Annotated in this window: 19 protein-coding genes; 4 read left to right on the plus strand and 15 right to left on the minus strand. The window is 41.8% G+C overall.

Annotated features, from left to right (window positions below):
* The first annotated feature begins 179 nt into the window (after positions 1-179).
* Entirely contained in the window at positions 180-1,655 is a 1,476-nt protein-coding gene (gene zwf / locus M1D81_RS11285) for a glucose-6-phosphate dehydrogenase (protein WP_456266868.1), read from the plus strand.
* Positions 1,656-1,702: 47 nt separating this feature from the next.
* On the opposite strand, the gene M1D81_RS11290 is transcribed toward zwf, so the two are convergent.
* From M1D81_RS11290 to M1D81_RS11335, 10 genes are all read right to left on the minus strand, one after another.
* A complete protein-coding gene (locus M1D81_RS11290) occupies positions 1,703-2,425 on the minus strand; it encodes a GntR family transcriptional regulator (protein ID WP_024422902.1) in 723 nt (240 codons plus the stop codon).
* Between the two features lie 189 nt (positions 2,426-2,614).
* A complete protein-coding gene (locus M1D81_RS11295; protein ID WP_041109727.1) occupies positions 2,615-4,021 on the minus strand; it encodes a glycoside hydrolase family 1 protein in 1,407 nt (468 codons plus the stop codon).
* Positions 4,005-5,351, minus strand: a complete 1,347-nt coding sequence (celB, locus tag M1D81_RS11300; RefSeq protein ID WP_456266867.1) for a PTS cellobiose transporter subunit IIC — start codon at positions 5,349-5,351, stop codon at positions 4,005-4,007. The genes M1D81_RS11295 and celB overlap by 17 nt, the downstream gene beginning before the upstream one ends.
* Before the next feature lie 25 nt (positions 5,352-5,376).
* The gene (locus M1D81_RS11305; protein ID WP_456266866.1) at positions 5,377-5,709 is read right to left on the minus strand and encodes a PTS lactose/cellobiose transporter subunit IIA; all 333 of its coding nucleotides are present in this window, start codon (positions 5,707-5,709) and stop codon (positions 5,377-5,379) included.
* 3 nt (positions 5,710-5,712) lie between these two features.
* Positions 5,713-6,024: a PTS sugar transporter subunit IIB gene (locus M1D81_RS11310; RefSeq protein WP_456266865.1), complete on the minus strand. Its 312-nt coding sequence runs from the start codon at positions 6,022-6,024 to the stop codon at positions 5,713-5,715.
* Positions 6,025-6,164: 140 nt separating this feature from the next.
* Complete coding sequence (locus M1D81_RS11315) at positions 6,165-6,950, minus strand: SDR family oxidoreductase (RefSeq protein WP_456266864.1); 786 nt, start codon at positions 6,948-6,950, stop codon at positions 6,165-6,167.
* 12 nt (positions 6,951-6,962) lie between these two features.
* Complete coding sequence (locus tag M1D81_RS11320; protein WP_024428029.1) at positions 6,963-7,811, minus strand: GRP family sugar transporter; 849 nt, start codon at positions 7,809-7,811, stop codon at positions 6,963-6,965.
* Positions 7,812-7,988: 177 nt separating this feature from the next.
* A complete protein-coding gene (locus M1D81_RS11325) occupies positions 7,989-9,344 on the minus strand; it encodes an IS1182-like element ISBpu1 family transposase (protein ID WP_456265168.1) in 1,356 nt (451 codons plus the stop codon).
* Positions 9,345-9,452: 108 nt separating this feature from the next.
* The gene (gndA, locus tag M1D81_RS11330; protein WP_456266863.1) at positions 9,453-10,862 is read right to left on the minus strand and encodes an NADP-dependent phosphogluconate dehydrogenase; all 1,410 of its coding nucleotides are present in this window, start codon (positions 10,860-10,862) and stop codon (positions 9,453-9,455) included.
* 98 nt (positions 10,863-10,960) lie between these two features.
* Positions 10,961-12,217, minus strand: coding sequence for a DNA polymerase IV (locus M1D81_RS11335; protein ID WP_456266862.1), 1,257 nt, complete (start codon positions 12,215-12,217; stop codon positions 10,961-10,963).
* 106 nt (positions 12,218-12,323) lie between these two features.
* Here M1D81_RS11335 and M1D81_RS11340 point away from each other — a divergent pair, with 106 nt between their 5' ends.
* Both M1D81_RS11340 and M1D81_RS11345 read left to right on the plus strand, forming a co-directional pair.
* Positions 12,324-12,605: a hypothetical protein gene (locus M1D81_RS11340; protein WP_456266861.1), complete on the plus strand. Its 282-nt coding sequence runs from the start codon at positions 12,324-12,326 to the stop codon at positions 12,603-12,605.
* Between the two features lie 28 nt (positions 12,606-12,633).
* A complete protein-coding gene (locus M1D81_RS11345; protein ID WP_456266860.1) occupies positions 12,634-13,452 on the plus strand; it encodes a membrane protein insertase YidC in 819 nt (272 codons plus the stop codon).
* A gap of 224 nt (positions 13,453-13,676) precedes the next feature.
* Here M1D81_RS11345 and M1D81_RS11350 read toward each other — a convergent pair whose 3' ends face one another.
* The 4 genes from M1D81_RS11350 to mce are packed head-to-tail and all read right to left on the minus strand — an operon-like array spanning position 13,677 to position 17,172.
* Complete coding sequence (locus M1D81_RS11350; RefSeq protein WP_024422912.1) at positions 13,677-14,141, minus strand: chemotaxis protein CheW; 465 nt, start codon at positions 14,139-14,141, stop codon at positions 13,677-13,679.
* A gap of 14 nt (positions 14,142-14,155) precedes the next feature.
* A complete protein-coding gene (locus M1D81_RS11355; RefSeq protein ID WP_456266859.1) occupies positions 14,156-15,277 on the minus strand; it encodes a tripeptidase T in 1,122 nt (373 codons plus the stop codon).
* 16 nt (positions 15,278-15,293) lie between these two features.
* Positions 15,294-16,757: an acyl-CoA carboxylase subunit beta gene (locus M1D81_RS11360; protein WP_456266858.1), complete on the minus strand. Its 1,464-nt coding sequence runs from the start codon at positions 16,755-16,757 to the stop codon at positions 15,294-15,296.
* Entirely contained in the window at positions 16,750-17,172 is a 423-nt protein-coding gene (gene mce, locus M1D81_RS11365) for a methylmalonyl-CoA epimerase (protein WP_456266857.1), read from the minus strand. The genes M1D81_RS11360 and mce overlap by 8 nt, the downstream gene beginning before the upstream one ends.
* 101 nt (positions 17,173-17,273) lie before the next feature.
* On the opposite strand from mce, the gene prli42 reads away from it, so the two are divergent.
* A complete protein-coding gene (prli42, locus tag M1D81_RS11370) occupies positions 17,274-17,366 on the plus strand; it encodes a stressosome-associated protein Prli42 (protein WP_149126490.1) in 93 nt (30 codons plus the stop codon).
* A 38-nt stretch (positions 17,367-17,404) separates the two neighbouring features.
* Here prli42 and M1D81_RS11375 read toward each other — a convergent pair whose 3' ends face one another.
* The gene (locus M1D81_RS11375) at positions 17,405-17,914 is read right to left on the minus strand and encodes a L,D-transpeptidase (RefSeq protein WP_456266856.1); all 510 of its coding nucleotides are present in this window, start codon (positions 17,912-17,914) and stop codon (positions 17,405-17,407) included.
* Positions 17,915-17,930 lie beyond the last annotated feature (16 nt).

The following is a 17,930-nucleotide window of genomic DNA, read 5'->3' on the forward strand; positions in this document are numbered from 1 at the left end:
TAGAATACATGAAGACAAGGTAAATGTGAATTCAGCGGAATTTTTGAAAAAAGTGAAACGAGAGCAGAAAAAGTCGAATCAAATGTTTGCTTTACGAACAATGAACCTTTAAAATAAAGAAAATGTACATACATTCTCGGTTTTTACAACAATGCTACGAATAAAGTGAGGTACTTCTCGTGAATACAGAAACTAACAACCCAAAAGCAGTCATTGTCATTTTTGGCGCAACAGGAGACCTTGCCAAACGCAAGCTCTACCCTTCTATACATAGACTTTATCATAGCGGAAAGCTAGGTGATCAATTCGCTGTTGTCGGAGTTGGACGCCGTCCATGGTCTCATGAGGACCTCAGAGCTGTGGTAAAAGAATCTGTTTCTTCTGATGATGCAGAAGCGAAAACAGAGGAATTCATTTCACATTTCTATTATCACGATTTTGACGTATCAAGCCCTGCTTCCTATCAATCGCTTAACACGCTTTTAACAGGCCTTGAAGATACGTACAGTATCCCAAATAACCGTATGTTCTATTTAGCTATGGCACCGGAATTCTTCGGAACGATTGCGAAGTTCCTAAAGAGTGAGGGCGTATCAGAAACAACCGGCTGGTCACGACTTGTCATTGAAAAGCCATTTGGGCATGATCTGCCAAGTGCCAAAACTTTAAATGAAGAAATTCGTGATGCATTCACAGAAGATCAAATTTATCGTATTGACCACTACCTTGGTAAACAAATGGTTCAAAACATTGAGGTCATCCGCTTTGCGAATGCCATCTTTGAACCGCTTTGGACAAACCGCTATATCTCAAACATTCAAATTACATCCAGTGAATCATTAGGGGTTGAAGACCGGGCTCGATATTACGAAAATTCTGGTGCACTAAGAGATATGGTTCAAAACCATATGCTTCAAATGGTTGCCCTTTTAGCAATGGAGCCGCCAATTAAACTCAATACAGAGGAAATCCGCAGCGAAAAACGGAAAGTATTGCGCGCTCTTCGTCCTTTTTCTAAAGATGAGGTCGATCAATTCTTTGTCCGCGGACAGTATGATACTGGTACGATTGATGGCAGCGAGGTTCCTTCTTATTTGGAAGAGCAAAATGTTGACCCGAACTCAAACACAGAAACATTTGTGGCAGGGAAACTGCTGATTGATAACTTTAGATGGGCCGGGGTGCCATTTTACATTCGGACAGGAAAACGTTTAGAAAAGAAATCTACTCAAATCGTGGTTCAATTTAAAGACATTCCAATGAACCTGTACTATGGTAACGGGAATGCCATGCATCCAAACTTACTCGTCATTCATATTCAGCCAGATGAAGGCATCACCCTTCACCTGAATGCTCGAAAGCTCGATGGCGGCACGTATGCGAAACCGATTAAGCTCGACTACCAAACAAACTATAACGACATCATGAATACACCAGAAGCCTATGAAAAGCTGATTCATGACTGTTTGCTAGGCGATGCAACAAACTTTGCTCACTGGGACGAGGTGGCACTTTCTTGGAACTTCGTTGATCCGATTTCTGAGAAATGGGCAGAAAGCAAAACATTAAAACCAAACTATCCTGCTGGTTCTATGGGACCGAAAGAAGCTGATGAACTTCTAGAAAAAGATGGATACCATTGGTGGAATATATAAAATCATATGAAAAAAGAGCAGTCTCCCTTGGGGGTTCTGCTCTTTTTTTAACGTCCTGTTTTCGTGATTTCAACCGTTGAAAAGTCAAATTTATCATAGCGATGATGACTAAATGAATATTCAAACGGCTGCCCTGCGTTTAAATAAGCAACCTGCTCGACTTCAAGTACAGGATCTGTTGGGTCACACCCTAAATACTGCTGATCCAGCTGATCTGATTTAGCCGCTCTAATTTTCTTGTGCGCTCCTGCTATTTTTAAATGAAGCTGATTTGAAATGTAACCATAGATAGAACCTAGTAGAACTTCTTCATCTATGCCCTTAATGAGATTGACAGGCATAAACGTTTTTTCTAAAACATAAGGCTCTTCATCCACAAGACGAAGCCGGATGATATCATAAACAGGTGTGGTCGAGTCAATAGATAGATGGGCTGCCACCTCTTCGCTTGGAAAATGGACATCAAAATGAATGATTTGAGTCGTGACGTTTTTATCTGCCATGACTTTTGTGAACCCTTTATTTTCATGGCCTGATACATTGATTGCCCCTTGATTGAGCGCTGCCTTTACAATAAATGTACCGTGGCCTCTTTTTCTAAAGAGCAGACCTTCTGCAACGAGAAGATCAAGCGCACGTTTCATTGTCATTCTGCTGCATTGAAATTCGGCGGCAAGCGAGTTTTCATCTGGAATGGGTTGATCTTCTGGATAATAGGCTGTTCCTATTCGTTTTCTGATTTCTTCTGAAATGAGTTCGTACTTCTTCATCTCACACCACCAACTGACTTGTTTTTTCATAGCGCTTTATTCTAGAAGGAAATATGGCGTTTTTTAGCCTTCCTCTCATTTTACACTAAGGGATGTGAGCTTAAAAGGTGCCAGCCATTTTTGTTTCATCCACTTACCGTCACATAAGAAAAATACTTGCTCTTTTCAAGGAAAGAGCAAGTATTTTGATTAAAAACCGTTATTTTTTGAAACGGATTGAAACCAGTATCCGCTTTTCTTAATCGTTCGTTTTCCGTCTTTTTGAAGATCAACTGAGACAAATCCATAACGATTTTTATATGCATTCGACCAGGACCAGTTGTCCATAAAGGTCCACAGATGATAGCCTTTCACATTGCTTCCTTCTTGAATGGCTTGATGCACCCATTTGAGATGCTCAGAAATAAAGTCAATGCGGTAATCATCATGAATCATTCCTTCTTCATCCTTAAACCGCTCTTCTCCTTCGACACCCATGCCATTTTCAGAAATAAAGCATTCAATATTATCATAGTCTGTTTGAACTTTTTTCAATATGTCGTAAATGCCCTTTTCATAGATTTCCCAGCCTCGATACACATTCATTTTTCTTCCCGGCATCTCAAAAGAATCAAAATAATGGTTCGGCATAAATGGTGCTTGAGGATGCGGCATATGCTCTTTCGCTTTCACTCTTCTTGGCTGATAATAGTTGATACCTAGAAGATCAATCGTATTCTCTCGAATGAGCTCAAGGTCCCCTTCTTCCATACTTGGCATAAAGCCTTCTTTCTTTAAAACTTCTACTAGCTTTTCCGGGAAATGCCCCTTCACCGCAGGATCTAAGAAGGAACGGTTAAAGAAAGCATCGGCCATTTCTGCTGCTTCTACATCGCGCGGATGCTGGCTTCGCGGGTACGAAGGAGTCAGGTTTAGGATGATGCCAATCTTACCGCCTTGCTGCAGCTTTTTATAAGCCGCAATCGCCTTCGCATTTGATAAAAGTTCATGAAAACCGACCTGTACAGCCTTTTGGAAATCGACTTCGTTTGGATAATGAAAGCTATACATATATCCGCCTTCTACAGGAACAATCGGTTCGTTATGGGTAAACCATTTTTTCACCCGGTCGCCAAATAATTGGAAGCATAATGTTGCATAGCTCACATAATCGTCGACCACCTGTCTGTTCACCCAGCCGCCTTTCTCCTGCAGCGCCATTGGCATATCGAAATGGTATAGGTTCACAAATGGCTCGATATCATGGGCAATCAGTTCATTGATCACATCATTATAAAAAGACACTGCTTCTTCATTCACAGCACCTGTTCCTTCAGGTAAAAGGCGTGACCATGAAATCGACAGTCGAAATGAATTGTGGCCAATTTCTTTCATGAGACGGATATCCTCTTTATATTTTCGATAAAATTGAGATGTTACGTTGGGCCCTACGCCATCAAAAAAACGAGTCGGTTCTTGTTCAAACCAATGATCCCAAATGTTCGGTCCCTTTCCATCGCCGGGTACGCTGCCTTCTGTTTGCGTCGCAGAAGCAGAAGATCCCCACCAGAAACCTTCTGGGAATGTATATGATTGCTTGTTAGTTTCCATCGACATGTATTGAGTCTCCTTCACCTTTGATATTTGCTGCCTTTGTTTTTTCTGTTGTCGTTATTTTTTCATTTTTCACATTCATACGGTCAATAAATTTCAGGAACGGGAACCAAATGACAAACACAATCATCAAGTTAAACAACTGAAGCAGACCGCCCGCAATTGAATTTGTTGCCATCATTCCGCTTATAAAGATCGGCACTGTCCATGGGATATTCACGCCTGTCGGCGGCGGTACAATGCCTGATGCCATCGCAAAATAAGTAATACAAGTAATGACCATTGGCGCCAAAATCCACGGAATGAGAATAAGCGGATTCATGACAATCGGTAAACCGAAGATAATCGGTTCATTGACGTTAAATAATCCTGGCCCTAAGCCAAGCTTGGCTACTTGTTTTAATTGCTTACTTTTCAGGAAAATTAAAATCGTAAACACAACAGCAAGCGTCATACCGGTTCCACCCATTCCAACCGTATAGATTTCAATAAACTGCTTGCTGATGATATTAGGAACCTCTCCTGTTTTTGTGTAGCTCTCTAGGTTTTGAATGGACAAAGTATTCCAAATCGGATCCATGACAGAGTTGATAATAATTTGGCCATGAAGCCCAAAGAACCACAGAATTTGTATAAAGAAAACAGCGATCAACGTCGGAATAATACCGCTTCCAAGACCAACAAGCGGCGCCTGAATGGCATGATAAATCAAATCATGCATATTTGTTTTAAAACCTTGTGTAATGATGATATTAATGAGCAAAAAGGTTGTAAGTGTCAAAGTAGCCGGGATCAGTGCAGCAAAAGACTTGGAAACAGCTGGCGGAACCCCTTGCGGCATATTGATCACAAATTTCTTTTGGACAAAATAACGATAAATTTCAGCAGACAAAAAGCCTGTGATCATTCCTAGGAACATTCCCTTTGCACCTAAACGATCAACTGGGATAACGCCTGCAATCGTTGCACCGCCTTCTTGTTCTAGTAAAAACGGAGTTAGAAGCAAGAAAGAGGCTAAAGCAATCACGCCGCCAAAGACAGCTTCTACATCATAGCTTTTTGATAAATAGTAGCCAATCCCAAATACAACAAACACACTCATAATGCTGATGGTCGCACTCGGTGCGATATTCAGTGCAGACTGGACGCCTTCCAGTACGGTTTGACTCATGATTTTATCTAAAAATGGCAAATTCATCAGTACAACCATAATGGAACCAAAGATAGTGAGCGGGAACGCAAGCATAAAGGCATCCCGTAATACGCCTAAATAGCGGTTGTTGTTCAATCTCCCAGCAATCGGAACCAAAATGGTGCTTATTTTATCAAACATTGGTTTCCCCCCTTGTTTACACCCTTTATTGTTTAAGTGATTGGAATATCGGCAGGAGCTCTCCCACTAGCTCCTTGATGGTAATGGTCGACATTAAGTGATCTTCAGCGTGCATGAGCAGTAAGGAAAAGGATGTTGTTTCTCCGCCTGCCTCTTTCTGCACGAGTTGAAAATGGATGTCATGTGCAAGCCGTAAATCTTCTTCCGCTTCTTTCATAAGACCAAAAGCCTCTTCTTCTAGACCTTCTCGATATTGTTTCAGAGCCTGAAGCAATTTGCTGCGTGCATTCCCGCTGTGTAAGATCAATTGAAAGCTCACTTGTTCCTCCGTGAGCCCTTCGAGTGTTTTCTTTTCCATCCTTTAAGATTCCCCCATCAATGTAAGTGCCTGTTCATACGCTTTTTGTCCATCGGCAAGCCCGTATGCCTGCATATCAATGACATCTACCTCAATCCCGTATTTTGTTGCTTCTTTTTGAAGGTCTCCTTTTAAAAAGCTCATTTGCGGTCCGATTAACACAACATCCGCATTCGCCATTTCTTTTTTTGCTTGATCTTGCCCCACTGCCCAAATTTCTGCTTTGTCCCCAATTGAATCGGCGTGTGCTTTCATCTTTGTCACTAGTAAACTCGTAGACATTCCCGAACTGCATGCTAATAAAATACGTTTCATTTCTCTCACCCCATTGTTGTAATAAAAGCGCTTCCAATTAATATTATATATTTTTATTTTTAAATGTCTAGACATTTAATTTTATTTGTCTGCATTTAATGTAAAAAAGAGCGTATTGCACGCTCTTTTTCTTCATTGTCTTATCCTTTTCCTGCCTGGAACCCAGGATACTTTGTCATGCCGCCGTCTACATATAACGTCAGGCCTGTGACATAGCTCGCCTCTTTTGATGCCAGCCAGACAGCACATGCTGCCACTTCTTCTGGTTTTCCAATATAGCCGATTGGAATCAGCTCAATCACGCCTTTTTTCAATGCTGGATCATCGAATTTCTCCGCATTAATCGGAGTATCAATAGCGCCTGGTGCAATGCTGTTTACACGGATTTTTTTAGGGGCATATTCAAGCGCCAATGTTTCTGTCAAAAGCTTGGCGCCTCCTTTACTAGCTGCATAATGCACGAAATGAGGCCAAGGAATTTGCTGATGAACCGACGACATATTAATGATCGAGCCTTCTATCCCATGATCTGTCATATACTTCAGTGCATCACGGCATCCTAGAAACATGCCTGTTAAATTGGTAGACATCACTTTGTTCCAATTCTCCAGCGTCATTTCTGTAGAAGGTACTTCATTTTCAATGCCTGCGTTATTGATCATCACATCAAGACTGCCGAATGTATCAACGGCTTTATCAATCATCGCCTGCATATCCTCTTCCTTTGATACGTCTCCCTTGATTTTCACAGCCTGTCCGCCATGTTTTTGAATTTCTGCAATGGTGTCATCCGGATTTTCTTTATCAGAGAAGTAATTGATCACCACATTGGCTTTTTCTTGTCCGAATCGGCGGGCCATCGCTTGACCAATCCCTGTACCTGCGCCTGTAATCAGAACTGTTTTTCCTTCTAAATCTGGATACATTCGTGTAACCTCCTATTTTGTAAAGCCTAGCAGCACACCGCCTGCAATGATCATCAAGCAGCCTGCAATGACAAAGCTTTTTCTAGATGCTTTCTCTTTTAATAAGTAAATGCCGCCTAGTGTTGAGATGACAATCCCTGTTTGTGACATCGAAAAGCTTACAGCTACGCCGATTAATGGAATGGCCAAAAGCAGACCAAGATTTCCTGTTGACCAAACAAGACCGGCAATGATATTTCTAAACGTATATTTACTAAATGGGTCCTGTTTTAAACTAATCGCTAAGGATGAAAGCAGCATACCGACGGATTGCGGGACAAGTGCAGACCAGCCATCAATATCAAACCATCTTAAAATGACGACATATCCGACGTAGCCAACGGTTGAGATGAGCAGAATAATGATCCCTTTTTTAAAATTGCCTCTGCCATTCCCGCCGCCATTCTTTTTTTGACCGAGCGATGTCATCACAACACCTGCAATGATCAGTAAAATGGCGCAAGAACCAATGAGTATGACCGTCATCGTCTGCCATTCTTTGAAGACCATGACGCCAAATAGCGTTGTGCTCACAAGCTGCATGCCCGTTGATAAAGGAACCGCTTTAGACACACCGAGAAAAGCAACACTTGAAAGCTGATTCATTTGTCCAATACTCCAGAAGATGCCTGAAATGACGGAAACCGCAAAAATAAGCGGTGTCAGCTCTGGCATTTTGATAAAAAAAGCGGCAATCGAAAATAAAAATGCGCCGAGCGTAATGCCGAGGGTTTGCTGATACGCATTCCCGCCTAGTTTGACACTGATGAGAACAATACTTCCCCAAAATATCGCTGGGAGAAGTGCATATAAGATGCCCACTTCTATCCCTACTTTCTTGTCTTTTTTACATAGCATCCCTCTTTTTCGCATTTTTAGCCGAAAAGATGCAAACAAAAAAAACCTTACCAAAGGTAAGGTTCAGACCGTAGACAAACCCCACTTTTACTTCAATTAAAAGTGGGGTTTTCACATTTTTTGATAAAAATATCATGTGTTTTACGCTGGACATGGTCCTTTCCATGTCCAGTTTGCTAGCTTTTTAAGGTTCATGGCAGCGAAAGTAAGCATCGCTTGCATTGAAACTTTTTTTAGTCCACGAAGTTTCGTCCAACGCATACCATGCTTTTCTTTGGCATCCGCAAAAACGCGTTCAATTGTTTCTTTCCGTTTTGCATAGATGCTCTTATTTATTTCAGTGAGTCTTAGGTTGTCTGCTTCATCTAGGTAATCCTGCCAAATATGCCGATGAATTTGTTTGGTATGATTTTGACTTTGTGTACAGTTATCTAAAAACGAGCAGGACTTACATACTTCTGAGTCGGACGCATATTGCTTATAGCCTTCTCTAGTTGTTGTACGATAGGAGAGAATTTGCCCGTTGGGGCAAATGTAACAATCAAAATATGCATCATACACGTATTCATTCTTTTTCAAATAACCAGCTTTTGTTTTTGGACGAGTGTAAGGCATGACTGGTCTTATCTCTTGATCCATTAAAAACTTAGCGATGTAAGGTGTTTTATATCCAGCATCTACTGCGACTACATTTGGTTTTCCGATTTTCTCTGTCACCTTTGATACGAGTGAATCTAACATACGACTATCATGAACATTGCCACCTGTGACCAGTGATCCTAGAATAAATCCTTTTGAATCACAAGCTGTATGAAATGAATAAGCAAATGACTTTTCACGTTCATCCTTTACATAGTAGCCACTCTCTGGGTCAGTTGTACTGACCTTGATTTCTTTTATTTCTTCTTTATTCTGAAGGGGTAAAGGCTTTTTTCCATGTTCTTCACGATCAATATTAATTTCCTCATGAAGCTGATTTTGATAACTTCTCGTCTCAACTCGAACGATTTTCTTTTCAAGTTTTTTCTTATTGGCATTCGCTTTGACATGTGTTGAATCAATGAAGGCGACAGAAGGGTCAACGAGGCCTTTTTTCATCGCTTCTCTTAAGATTCGATAAAAAATTTGTTCGAATAAATCTGTATCGTGGAAACGTCTCACGTAGTTTTTACCGAAGGTAGAAAAGTGCGGAATTTTCTCCGAAAATCCATACCCAATAAACCAACGATAAGCCACATTGGTTTCAATTTCTTTAATCGTTTGACGCATGGAGCGAATGCCAAATAGATATTGGATCAAAACCATTTTAATGAGAACAACGGGGTCCACACTTGGTCTGCCATTGTCGGAACTATAATGATCTTTGACAAGATCATAAACGAAGTCAAAATCGATTGCTTGATCTATTTTCCGTACAAGATGATCTTCAGGCACTAATTCATCTAATGCCACTACTTCTAATTGATTTCTTCTTTCTTCTTCACGTTTCGATAACATGTTCATCCCCCACAGAAATGTTAATACCCTTATTATACAAAAAAGCTTGTAGACTTTGTCTACAAGCTGAAACCTTACCAAAGGTAAGGTTTTTCAGTCGTTCTCAGTTTATTTCATCCATTCAGTATGGAATACGCCTTCTTTATCTGTGCGCTCATACGTATGTGCACCGAAATAGTCACGCTGTGCTTGAATTAAATTCGCTGGAAGGACAGCTGTGCGATAGCTATCAAAGTAAGCAAGTGCACTTGAGAATGAAGGAACAGGAACTCCTTGTTCCACTGCAAGTGAAATGACTTTACGAAGTGATGATTGATAGTTTTGAGCAATATCCTTAAAGTATGGATCAAGCAATAGGTTTTTCAGTTCAGGATTACGGTCATATGCTTCTTTAATTTGTTGTAAGAAGGCTGCACGAATGATACATCCGCCGCGGAAGATCATCGCAATTTCACCGTATTTTAAATCCCAGTTATATTCATCAGACGCTGCTTTCATTTGCGCAAAGCCTTGTGCGTAAGAGCAGATTTTACTCATGAATAGGGCTTTTCTAACGGCTTCGATCAGCTCTTGTTTATTCTCAGCTGATTGCGCCGGTTCTGGACCTTTGATTAATTGACTTGCTTCCACACGCTCATCTTTCATTGCAGAAATGTAGCGCGCAAAAACAGACTCAGTAATGATTGGAAGCGGGACACCTAGATCAAGTGAACTTTGGCTTGTCCATTTTCCAGTTCCTTTTTGACCAGCTTTATCTAAGATCACATCCACAAGCGGCTGGTTTGTTTCCTCATCCACTTTTGTGAAAATATCAGCTGTAATTTCGATTAAATAGCTGTCAAGCTCGCCTTTATTCCACTCTGAGAATACTTCATGAAGCTCCCCTGCTGACAATCCAGCAACATGCTTCAAGATAAAGTATGATTCAGAGATCAATTGCATATCTCCGTACTCGATACCGTTATGAACCATTTTGACATAATGTCCTGCTCCATCTGGACCGATATACGTTGTACAAGGCTCGCCATCTACTTTCGCAGAGATCGCTTCTAAAATTGGCTTCACTAGCTCATGCGCCTCTTTTTGACCGCCTGGCATGATGGAAGGACCTTTTAGCGCGCCTTCTTCACCGCCGGAAACACCTGTACCAATGAAGTGAATACCACTTTCTGCAAGCTCTTGGTTACGTCTTTGTGTATCCTTGTAATATGTATTTCCACCATCAATTAAAATGTCACCTTTCTCTAGGTGAGGAAGTAATGATTGAATGGTTGCATCTGTTGCTGCACCAGCTTTTACCATTAAAAGAATTTTACGCGGTGTTTCAAGCGACTGAACAAATTCTTCGATGCTGTATGTGCCAACAACGTTTTTTCCTTCTGCTTCTTGAAGAAACTCTTCTGTTTTGCTGCTAGATCTGTTATAAACGGATACGGAGAAACCGCGGCTTTCAATATTGAGGGCAAGGTTTTTCCCCATAACGGCTAGTCCAACCACACCGATTTGTTGTTTTGACATAATTCTGACGTCCCTTCTAACACACTATATTGATTACTGCTGAAATGATGTACCCTTTGAAATTACCACAACATCACCTCTTTTATCAAGTTTTCAGGCTAGTCATTTCCTCTTTCGTCCTGAAAAAAATCTTTATTAAAACTTGTCCCGCTTGTTTTGCTCTCTTTTTCCTTGATGGTGATCCCTCTTTGCACCAATGACTTTCCATATTTTTCTTTCAGTCCATCTAAAATGGTTTGGAGAGGCTCTTCTTTTGCATCTTCTGTATATGAAAATAAATCAAGCTGTTTAACAGCTGCTTTTCGTTCGACAAGGTCTGTCCCCGTCACACCTAAGAGCCTCACTGGCTGGTCATTCCAATGTTTAAGGAATAACTGCTTTGCCGCTTCAAATATGTCTTCCTTTCGATCCGTTGGATTTGTGAGCATGACACTCCGCGTGATATTTTTCCAGCTTGCATACCGAATCATGATGAGCAGCCGGTTCGCCATCACTTCTTTTCTTCTTAACCTTGCACTCACAGATTGTGACAGCTTATCAATTAACGTGACAAGTTCATCTGAGTCATCCGAATCATGAGGCAGTGTGGATGAATTGCCGACGGATTTAAATTCGTATATTCTTTCGGGGTCTACGATGCCGTCATGTTCACCATTCGCCTTTTGCTTTAATCTCGGTCCATTAATGCCAAGTAATTCTTTTAGCGTATACTCATTCGCTTTCGCTAAGTCTTCAATGGTATGAATGCCGATCTTTTTCAATTTATCTGCCGTTTTTTGTCCAACCCCGTGCATATCACCAGCAGGGAGCGGCCAGAGCATGTTCGGAACATCTCGTTTACGCAATATGGTGATGCCCATTGGCTTTTTCCAATTAGACGCCATTTTTGCTAAAAATTTATTCGGTGCAATGCCGATACTTGAAGGAAGCATCAGCTCCTCTACAAGCCTTGTTTGAATATCATGAGCCGTTTTTACTGCATGCTCGGCATATGGCGTATGCGTTAAATCAATATAGCCCTCATCAATCGATACAGGTTCGACTAAATCACTGTATTCTCTTAGTATTGTAAACATCTCTTGTGAGGAACTGCGGTACCTGTCAAAGTTCGGTGTGCGGACAATGAGTTCCGGACATAGCCGCTTCGCCTCCCACAAGGGCATTGGGGGCTTCACACCTAGTGCTCTTGCCTCATAGCTGCACGTCACGACGATCCCTTTTCGCTCTTTTGCATTTCCGCTGATGGCTAAAGGTTTCCCTCTCAAAGAAGGATCATACGCCATTTCGACCGATGCATAAAAACTATTCATATCAATATGAAAAATAATTCGACCCTTTCTTTGAGAATCAACCATTTGCCTGCCTCCTACATTTATTGACTTTGGTTACTTCATGCTTGTTCCAATAGACATTTCATATCGTGTATAGTACACTGTGAGTAATGAAATGGATGTGATAATCATGATTATTGATACATTCAATGAAGTCTTTTTCCTTGTTGAATTCTTTTCGATTATTCTTCCAGCGCTGACGGCCATCGGCATTGCGTTTTTACTAAAAGACTGCCGTATGAACGAACACCTTGGTGGACATCGTTTGGAAGAGTTGGACGCATCTTGCTTGAATCGAACAGACTTTCTGTTTATCATATATGATCGCATTACAACATGGATTAGTAAAGTCATTCGAATGAAAAGATCATCTAATGATGATGAAGACCATTCGCTTCCTCTCACTAATTAAATTTTTTTAATCATGAGGAGGAAACGAATTGAAACGTTTATTGACTGTTTGTACGACTTTATGTTTGATGATGATTGCGTCACCTGCATTTGCAGCGAGTGCGCAAACGAATACAAGCTCTGATGGGTTTTTCCATCATTATTTTGTTCAGCCTTTTTCTGAGCTGATCATTTGGCTTGCGAACTTTTTCCATGATGATTATGGTTTATCCATTATGTTCGTCACCTTGATTGTCCGCCTGCTGATTTTCCCGCTTTTTGCGAACCAATTTAAAAAACAAAGAATCATGCAGGAAAAAATGGCACTGGTGAAACCTCAGATTGACCAAATACAAAGTAAATTGAAGAAAACGAAAGATCCTGAAAAACAAAAAGAACTGCAAATGGAAATGATGAAAGTATATCAAGAAAACAATGTGAACCCGCTGGCAATGGGCTGTCTGCCTATGCTGATTCAAATTCCAATTGTTCTTGGCTTTTACTCTGCGATCCGCTCAACACCTGAGATCGCAACTCACACGTTCTTATGGTTTAACTTAGGACAAACCGATTTATTGGTGGCGGTCTTTGCAGGAGCTATGTATTTCTTGCAATTTTATGTCACTCAGAAATATGCGAAGCAGTCAGACACCCAGACAGAGGATGCGCTGAAACAGTCGAAAATAATGGGCATGATTTTCCCAATCATGATGCTGTTTCTCTCAATCAATACACCCGCTGCTCTTCCTTTATACTGGATGACAAGCGGATTCTTGCTCACGATTCAAACGATCGTTTTAAATGTCATGTATCAAAAATCAAAAACGAAAGCTGCGGCTAACGAACAAGCCAAACCAGCTGCTGAATAAAAACCCCCCTTATCTCTAGATAAGGGGGTTTCAAATTGTTGACAAATGGCTAAAATGATTTTTATTTTAGCCATTTGTCTTCTTTCAGCTTGATAGAAAACCTTTGCAGTCTAGAAAGGAGCGGAGCGAATGTGACATTCGTAAGCACCGGCACGCAGACCTGACACGAATGCGAGGGTTTGTCTACACGCTGAGCCCCTTATCATTAGATAAGGGGCTTTTCATCATGCCAATTCTTCTTTCAACCGGTCTGGCAATTGATCGAGGTCCTCAATTTTCCCAAGGAACTTATTTGGGTCCACTTGTAAAATCATTTTGTTTTCTCTCTCCACAACGCCGAAGAAATATTCAGAGGCCTTCGTGTTCATATGAAATGGCTTGATCTCGCTTTGCTCGATATCGATGATATCTTTTGCATCTGAGACAAGACAGCCAATCATTTGATCGTTTACTTCAAATAGCAGCACCTTGGACTGCTCGTTCACATCAAGAGGCTTTCCGTGAAGCATCACGCCTGTATCACTGACAGGAATGACCTCTCCTCTTAATGACATCAGCCCTTTAATTTCTTTTGGAAGGTTCGATACTTCTTGTAAGTAAGGGACCTTCTCAATCGAACGAATATGCTCTACACTGATGCCAAACTCCTCTTGCCCCACCTGAAAAATAATAATCTTTTGCGTGCTCACAGAGTCTCCTGCCTTTACGATGGATTTGTCGTTTCTTCGATAATGGCGAGAACCATTTCAGCTGTTTTGACTAATTCTTCAATCGGCATTTTCTCATTTTTCGTATGAATATCTTCATATCCAACAGCTAGGTTGACAGTTGGGACGCCGTTGCCTGCAATGACGTTTGCATCACTGCCTCCGCCGCTCGTCTGCAGTTCTGAAGGACGGCCAATTTTTGCTGCCGCTTTTTTCGCCACTTCTACGACTTGATCGCCGTGTGAGAATTTGAAGCCTGGATACATGATGTCAATTTGTACATCGGCACTTCCGCCCATTTCTTTAGCGGTTTTTTCAAAGGCTTCTTTCATCTTCGCTACTTGAGCTTCCATTTTTGCTGGTTCTAAAGAGCGTGCTTCCGCCAAAATATCGACTTGATCGCACACAATATTCGTTTGTGTTCCGCCTTCAAAACGGCCGATATTCGCCGTTGTTTCTTCATCAATCCGGCCAAGCGGCATGCTGGCAATTGCTTTTGATGCAATGGTAATCGCAGACACACCTTTTTCTGGCGCGACACCTGCGTGAGCGGTTTTTCCATAAATCGTTGCGCGTACTTTTGCCTGTGTTGGTGCAGCTACAATAATCGTACCAACCTTGCCATCTGAATCAAGGGCATAGCCGTATTTCGCTGTCATCAAATTCGGATCTAACGCTTTTGCTCCAACAAGTCCTGATTCCTCGCCTGCTGTGATCACAAATTCAATTGTTCCATGCGGTAAATTTTTCTCTTTCAGCACGCGGATCGCCTCAAACATAGCAGCAAGTCCTGTTTTATCGTCAGCACCAAGAATCGTTGTTCCATCTGTTTTCACATAGCCGTCCTCAATGACTGGTTTTACACCATTCCCTGGTACAACTGTATCCATATGAGAAGTGAAATAAATTGTATCTGCCTCTTGATTCCCTTCTAATGTGCAGACAAGATTGCCTGCACCGTGGCCTGTTGCCGCTTTTGAATCGTCTTCAACCACTTTTAGACCAAGCTGCGAGAATTTTTCTTTTAATACTTTAACAATTTTCTCTTCGTGTTTTGTTTCTGAATCAACCTGAACTAATTCTAAAAATTCGTCTAGTAAGCGTTTTTCATTGATCATGATGATGCTCCTCCTCTTATAGCGGCATGTTGCCATGCTTTTTTAACGGTCTATCTTCTTCCTTACTGCGAAGCACATCAAATGAGCGGATCAATCGCTCTCTCGTTTCTGCTGGCATAAAAATATCATCTATCAGACCTGCCTGAGCCGCTTTTAACACACTTGGCTCTGTCTCAACCTCGCGCGAAGCAGGATGAACGATTTCGTCTGCGAACGTTTTCCCCATGACATCAATTTCGGCTTCTGGCCATGCATAAACAAAGTCAGCTCCTAAGCCCTTACTATTCATCGCGACATATGCACCGCCAAACGCCTTTCTTAAAATCACAGTGATTTTCGGAACGGTTGCTTCAGCGTACGCATATAAAAGCTTTGCCCCATGGCGGATAATGCCCGCATGCTCGGCTTTTTCTCCTGGTAAAAAACCAGGAACGTCCACAAAGGTTAAGATCGGAATATGAAACGCATCGCAAAATCGAATAAACCTGGCCGCTTTATCGGCAGCATCAAGATCAAGGCTGCCTGCCAGCACCTTCGGCTGATTGGCAACAACACCAATGGAGGCTCCTTGTAATCTGGCAAAACCTGTGACAATATTTTTTGAGAAACAAGGCTGCGTTTCAAAGAATGAGTCTGGATCGGTTATCGCTGTCACCACTTGTTTGACATCATAAGTTCGTGAGGGATCCTTTGGCAAGATGCTGCCTGGATCGGCGGTATCATGCTTTCGCGTCCCAGCGCGTGTGACAGCCTGCTGTTTCGTTTGTATGTACGTTAAAAGAGTTCGAACCGCTTCTAACACGTCCTTCTCATCTTTCCCAGTATAGTGCACATTCCCGCTCGTCTGATGCTGAACACTTGCACCGCCAAGACGGTCAGGACAGACCGTTTCTCCTGTTGCCTTTTCTATTACTTTCGGACCAGTTAAAAACATATGAGCTGTTTGCTCTGTCATGAAGACAAAATCAGTCAATGCAGGAGAATAAACTGCACCTCCAGCACATGAACCTAAAATAACTGATATTTGCGGGATTCGACCAGAGTACAGCACATTCCGTTTAAAAATCTGTCCGTATCCTTCTAATGATACCACACCCTCTTGAATTCTCGCACCACCTGAGTCTTTTAGACCGATGACCGGCATCTGATTTTTAGCTGCCAGATCCATCAAAGAGGCAATTTTTTTCGCATGCATTTCGCCTAATGAGCCCCCATATACAGTTGCATCTTGTGCATAAACACAGACAGGCTTACCGTGAATGAGTCCCGTTCCAATGACGACGCCGTCACCAACATGCTCTGACAGACCGCCTGTTGCAAATGACTGAATTTCCATCAAGCTGCCCTCGTCAAGAAGTTCATGCAGCCGCTCTCGAACCGTCAGCTTTCCTTTGTTTCTGTGAGCCGCTGCTCGTTTTTCGCCGCCGCCCATTAACGCTTTATTCCGCCATTCAGACAAGTCATTGAACGATTCATTCATCGCAATATTTCTCTCCTTTCAAGGACCCGCATAATTCAAATAACACACCTGACGTTTCTTTAGGTGAAATAAAGGCAATCTGCTTTCCGCTGGCGCCCATCTGTGCTGTTTTTTGGAGAAGATGCACGCCAAGGTGATCGAGACGGCTAAGATCCGTTTGAATGTCATCTGACTTTAACGCAATATGATGAAGCCCCTCTCCTCTTTTTGTTAAAAAGGTATGTAGTTTACTGCGGGCTGAAATGGGCTCAATTAATTCAATGTGCAGATCATCAAGTGAAGCGAAGGACGCTTTAATCTCCTGCTCAGGAATCTCTTGTATGTCTGAAAAATGCCAGTTAAACAGCTGATGAAGCGTTCGAGATGTTTCTTTAATAGAAAAGACGGCAATGGCAATATGATCGATTTGGTTCATCCGTTCACTTCCTTTGCTGATCACTTGTCGCATATGAGAAAACCAGATAAAATAAAGACAAGTGCGCTTGTCGCAAAAATCTTCGGTTATAGGGGTGCGATATGTCTCAAAAATTCATGAAATTTATGGTATTGCTTATGATTAGTCTGCTGTTAGTTTCTTCACTTTTAGCAGGAGCAGCAGCCTTTTTATAAGGTTTGAATAAAAGCAGACAAGCAGGTGATTCGCGATATCAACGAATGGCCTGTTTGTCTTTGGCAAGCTTTTCAAAGGAATCGCTTGATGTTGTAATCCATACCTTGGTGCCAATTGGAAGCTGATCAAACAATAGCTCTACATCTTGATTATGAAGCCTTACACAGCCTGCCGTGATAAATTTCCCAATCGAAGTTTCGTCACTCGTTCCGTGAATTCCGTAGGTTCTGCCATCTGTTCCTCGTGCATCAAATCCAATCCATCTTCGCCCAAGAGGATTATTCTTGGCACCGCCTTCAATATTCTTTCTTCTGTAATAGGGATCTTTCGCTTTGATCATAATCGTAAATTCACCTTCTGGCGTTAAATCCGCTGTTTTTCCTGTTGAAGCAGGATATACTTTTTGGATTCTTCCTTGATCGATAAAAGCAAGTTCATTCGTTTGTTTATTAATAATGACAAACGGGTCACCTGGAAGCGGGTTTTGTCCGAGCGGCCAGATAGGTGAAAGGGACATGGTCAGTACGGTATACAATAAAAGACGCATAGGCTCCTCCTTTTTC

Source organism: Bacillus sp. JZ105 (genome assembly GCF_053903125.1).